The 5,281-nt window shown below is 37.9% G+C and carries 4 protein-coding genes; 3 read left to right on the top strand and 1 reads right to left on the bottom strand.

Translation table 11 applies throughout. The annotated features are described in order from the left end of the window. Window positions 1-268 (bottom strand): IPT/TIG domain-containing protein (locus tag EJF25_RS24605; RefSeq protein ID WP_200832989.1); only part of this gene is annotated, 268 nt, incomplete at its 3' end. 797 nt (window positions 269-1,065) lie between these two features. Between EJF25_RS24605 and metG the strand changes: the two genes are divergently transcribed. The 3 genes from metG to EJF25_RS24590 form a co-directional block, all read left to right on the top strand. Beyond that, window positions 1,066-3,105 carry a methionine--tRNA ligase gene (gene metG / locus EJF25_RS24600; protein WP_125039799.1) on the top strand — a complete coding sequence of 680 codons (2,040 nt, stop codon included), beginning with the start codon at window positions 1,066-1,068 and terminating at the stop codon, window positions 3,103-3,105. A 2-nt stretch (window positions 3,106-3,107) separates the two neighbouring features. Beyond that, the gene (wzx, locus tag EJF25_RS24595; RefSeq protein ID WP_125039800.1) at window positions 3,108-4,553 is read left to right on the top strand and encodes an O-glycosylation flippase; all 1,446 of its coding nucleotides are present in this window, start codon (window positions 3,108-3,110) and stop codon (window positions 4,551-4,553) included. A 7-nt stretch (window positions 4,554-4,560) separates the two neighbouring features. Beyond that, a partial coding sequence (locus EJF25_RS24590; protein ID WP_125043283.1) for an O-fucosyltransferase family protein occupies window positions 4,561-5,281 on the top strand: 721 nt, incomplete at its 3' end.

Genomic DNA, 5,281 nt, shown 5'->3' with positions numbered 1-5,281 from the left:
CACGCCCAGGAAGCATACAATACATGGTTGAACCATTTGAAGAGATGACGGGCGTTTTTTGTCCTCCAATAGTTACACTAATTTTACTCTCATCTTTACCAAAATTCGAACCACTGATATACAGCCTAGTACGTACGCCACCTTCTTTAGGAGTAAAATCCTTAAACTCAACCGGCCTTGACGGATCACATGGCGTAGTATCCCACACTGTAGGATCTTTAGTATCGTCTTTACAGCCAGTCACTAATATGCTACATAAAGCTAGCATGCAAATTTAGTGTTCTATTCATAAATTAAATAATTAAAAAGGTTAATAAAAATCATGTTGTATGTATTTACTTTTACAATATATATTAAAGCGGCTATGATTCCATATTGTTGATAATTTTGGCTGACAAATATTTAAGTTTAACAATAGAATTCATATATGTTTTCTAATTTCAATTTGTCTCAACCAACATTCCTGACGTTATAACTTTTACCATTCAAAAAGTCTCCTCGATGATACTATGGAAGACTTTTTATCCCCAACATGACATAATGCGAATTATGAATACTTATCTGTAAAATAGAAAAACAAATAAGTATTCAATCAATAGATTACATGTGTTTTATTAGTTAAGTAGATGTATGCAATTATTTTTTATATAATAAAGTTTTCTTATCTTTGCTTAATCAACAGAGAGCAATCGGTTATTTCTTACTGTTTTGCTACTAAGACTCTGACCTGTTTTTAAGCTAAACTTTACTCTTCTTTACATCTAATCTTGATTTTTCAAGAAAAATCTTCCTGTCTATTTGTAGAAAACTACTTTACCTGAATAAAAAATATGTTTCTTATTGAGCTTAATTACAATTGTAAACTTTGAATCTATATGTAGAACTCTTGAATTTATATTCGGAACTTTCAATTAAAGCCCTTCTTTCCTTAAAATATAAGACTTATTTCAATGATAAAAAAGTAATCTTCCCTTCGAAGACATCTAATGATGTCAGATTTTCCTTATCTTTGCACATTATTATAAAAGAAAGTGCTATAAAAAATAATAAAATACACACTATATAATGGAAAAGAAATTCAAAAGAACTACTGTCACATCGGCATTGCCGTATGCTAACGGACCTGTCCACATTGGCCACTTGGCAGGTGTATATGTACCCGCAGATATCTATGTACGCTATCTGCGGTTGAAAAAAGAAGATGTACTGTTTATTGGAGGTTCAGACGAGCATGGAGTACCTATCACAATCCGGGCAAAGAAAGAAGGGATCACTCCGCAAGATGTTGTAGACCGTTATCACTCACTCATTAAACAGTCATTCAAAGAATTCGGTATCTCGTTTGACGTATATAGTCGGACGACTTCACCGACCCATCACCAATTGGCTTCCGATTTTTTCAAAACACTCTATAACAAAGGAGAATTTATCGAAAAAACTTCCGAACAATATTACGATGAAGAAGCTCACCAGTTTCTTGCCGACCGCTATATAATCGGAGAATGTCCTCATTGCCACGCAGAAGGCGCATACGGTGATCAATGCGAAAAATGCGGTACTTCCTTGTCACCGACAGATCTGATTAATCCTAAAAGTGCCATTAGCGGAAGTAAACCAGTCATGAAAGAAACGAAGCATTGGTATCTTCCTCTTGACAAACATGAAGGATGGTTGCGCCAATGGATTCTGGAGGATCATAAAGAATGGCGTCCAAACGTATATGGACAATGCAAGAGCTGGCTCGATATGGGATTGCAGCCACGTGCAGTGAGTCGTGATCTTGATTGGGGTATTCCTGTTCCCGTAGAAGGTGCAGAAGGCAAAGTGCTATATGTATGGTTTGATGCTCCTATCGGTTATATCTCCAACACGAAAGAACTTTTGCCGGACAGTTGGGAAACTTGGTGGAAAGACCCCGAAACTCGTCTGATTCATTTTATCGGAAAAGATAATATCGTGTTTCATTGTATTGTATTCCCTGCTATGTTGAAAGCGGAAGGTAGTTATATCCTGCCGGATAATGTTCCAAGCAACGAATTTCTGAATCTGGAAGGTGACAAGATCTCAACTTCACGAAACTGGGCAGTATGGTTGCATGAATACCTGATTGATTTTCCTGGTAAGCAAGATGTGCTCCGTTATGTACTAACTGCCAATGCGCCCGAAACCAAAGACAATGATTTTACCTGGAAAGATTTCCAAGCACGTAATAATAATGAATTGGTAGCTGTTTATGGTAACTTTGTAAATCGTGCTATGGTACTGACTCAAAAATATTTTGACGGAAAGGTGCCAACTTGCGGTGAACTGACGGATTACGACAAAGATACGCTGAAGGAATTTGCTGACGTAAAAGCTGAAGTTGAGAAACTACTCGATGTTTTCAAATTTCGTGATGCACAGAAAGAAGCTATGAATCTGGCACGTATTGGTAATAAATACCTTGCAGATACTGAACCTTGGAAATTAGCCAAGACAGACATGGAACGTGTAGGAACCATTCTGAATATCGCTCTTCAACTAGTTGCCAACTTGGCTATTGCCTTCGAACCATTCCTACCTTTTAGTTCGGAAAAACTGCGTCAGATGTTGAATATGGATAACTTTGATTGGGCTGAATTAGGACGGAGCAATTTGCTTCCGGAAGGACATCAATTGAATAAGCCGGAATTGCTTTTTGAGAAAATTGAAGATGTAACAATCGAAGCTCAGGTACAAAAATTACTTGATACAAGAAAAGCAAACGAAGAAGCTAATTATAAAGCAAATCCAATACGTTCGAACATCGAATTTGATGACTTCATGAAATTAGATATTCGTGTGGGGACTATTCTTGAATGTCAGAAAGTACCTAAAGCAGACAAATTATTACAATTCAAGATTGACGACGGATTGGAAACCCGTACCATTGTGTCGGGTATTGCCAAACACTATCAACCGGAAGAATTAGTTGGCAAACAAGTTTGCTTTATTGCCAATCTGGCTCCACGCAAGTTGAAAGGCATCGTTAGCGAAGGCATGATTCTAAGTGCCGAAAACAATGACGGTAGTCTGGCTGTGATCATGCCGGAACGTGAGGTGAAACCGGGTAGTGAAGTAAAATAAGCATGCCGGAACCGTCACTGAAGCAGAAAGCAGCAAAAGGAATATTCTGGGGAGGATTCAGTAGTGGACTACAACAACTACTGAGTGCCCTCTTCGGAATTGTTATTGCCCGTTTATTAGACAATACCGATTATGGAATGTACGGGGTACTCGCTATTTTCATTGCTATAGCCAGTACGCTTCAGGACAGTGGATTTGTAACAGCTTTAGTCAATAAACGAAGTGTTACGCAAGAAGACTACAATGCTGTATTCTGGTGCAGTTTAAGCATTGGAACGTCCATATATATCATATTTTTTTTCTGTGCTCCGCTTATTGCCGATTTTTTCAACGCTCCAGAGCTTATATGGCTCTCTAGATATGTTTTCTTAGGTTTTTTAATGTCAAGTACCTCCGTTGTTCACAATGCATATTTTCTTCGTAACCTGATGATAAAACAGAGAGCAATGGCACAATTACCCGCCCTCATTCTATCCGGTACAATAGGAATTATCATGGCATACAATGGGATGTCGTATTGGGGAATAGCAACACAAAATCTTGTATATATTGCTACCATTAATCTCTGGTATTGGTACTTTTCTCCTTGGAGACCCACTTTTCACATTGATTTCCGACCACTAAAAGGGATTTTCGGATTCAGCAGCAAAATACTCGTTACAAGCATCTTCCAACAAATTAATAACAATCTTGTATCTACCATACTTGGTGCATTTTACACTAAGGCAGAAGTGGGTAACTACACACAATCCAGTAAGTGGAACTACATGGGATACAATGCTATAGAGGGAATGATAAGCAGCGTAGCACAACCCGTTCTGAGAGAAGTTGCCGATGATCCGGAACGACAACAAAACGTATTCCGTAAAATGTTGCGTTTCACTTCTTTCCTTTCTTTTCCTGCAATGTTTGGCCTAGCGTTGATAGCTAAAGAATTTATCATTATTACCATTACTGACAAGTGGATATCTTGTGTACCTATTTTACAAATTCTGTGTGTATGGGGAGCATTTATGCCTGTTATCTCTTTGTACTCCAGACTGATTCTTAGCAAAGAAAAGCCTAATATATTTATGTGGAACTCAATATTGTTATGTGTCTTACAACTAATTATCATGTTGCTTGCCTATCCATACGGAATTCATGTCATGTTAATGCTGTTTGTTGTGCTTAACATCATTTGGCTGGGTGTATGGCAATATTTTATATGGCAAGAGATACACCTTAGTCTGTGGAATGCACTGAAAGACACCGTACCTTTTGCCGGAATTGCGGCTGCTACTATGGTAGCCACTTATTATATGACGATAGAAATCAACAATATCTATCTCATGCTAATTACAAAAATAGGACTGGCAGTCGCTATCTATTCGCTGATCATGTGGTTTAGCAAAGTGGCCATTTTCAAAGAGAGCCTAAAATACCTATCCGGACGTTCAAAAAAATAAAAGATATATGGATAAATTAACTCTAATTCCCATTGGAGGACTTGCTAACAGAATATACGCAATTACTTCTGCCATAGCATATTGTCAGGCACACTCCATCCCATTAAAAATTGTGTGGTTCAAGGATTGGGGAATGGGAGCTGATTTCCATTCTCTATTCAAACTTTCACCTGCAATCAAAGATGTGGAAATAAAAGATGGCAAATGGTATGATTACCTGATACTCGATAAACCACGTCGCAAGAACTTTTGGTTTCCTATTCTCTGGCAAATGATAGCTTTCGATTATCGCATTTACGAAAAGGATATCTACAGATATAAAACTCCGCAGGACATCTTTACTGATTTTGAAAAAGGTAAGTTTGTCTACCTCATTCATTTGGCAAAGTTTTATGATGCTTCCGATATGTTGAAAGCCGTTGAACCTAATGAACAGATACAAGCCCGAATCATGGAACGTATAAAAAACTTCCCGGACTATACTGTCGGGATACATATCAGGCGGACCGATAATATTGCTTCTATTCAGCATAGTCCTCTTACTTTTTTCATTGAAAATATGGAAAAAGAAATCAGACTCCATCCGAAAGTTGCTTTTTATGTGGCTACGGACTCGGAAGAAGACAAAGCACGACTGAAAGAGCAGTTCAAAGAACGTATTATCACTTCGCCTTATAAAGCAAATCGTTCAACGAGTGAGGGGATTATTGAAGCAATTACAGAAATGT

Origin of the sequence: Bacteroides faecalis, assembly GCF_003865075.1 — a bacterium.
Classification (GTDB): Bacteria; Bacteroidota; Bacteroidia; order Bacteroidales; family Bacteroidaceae; genus Bacteroides; species Bacteroides faecalis.
This window is presented reverse-complemented; position numbering and strand designations above follow the sequence as displayed.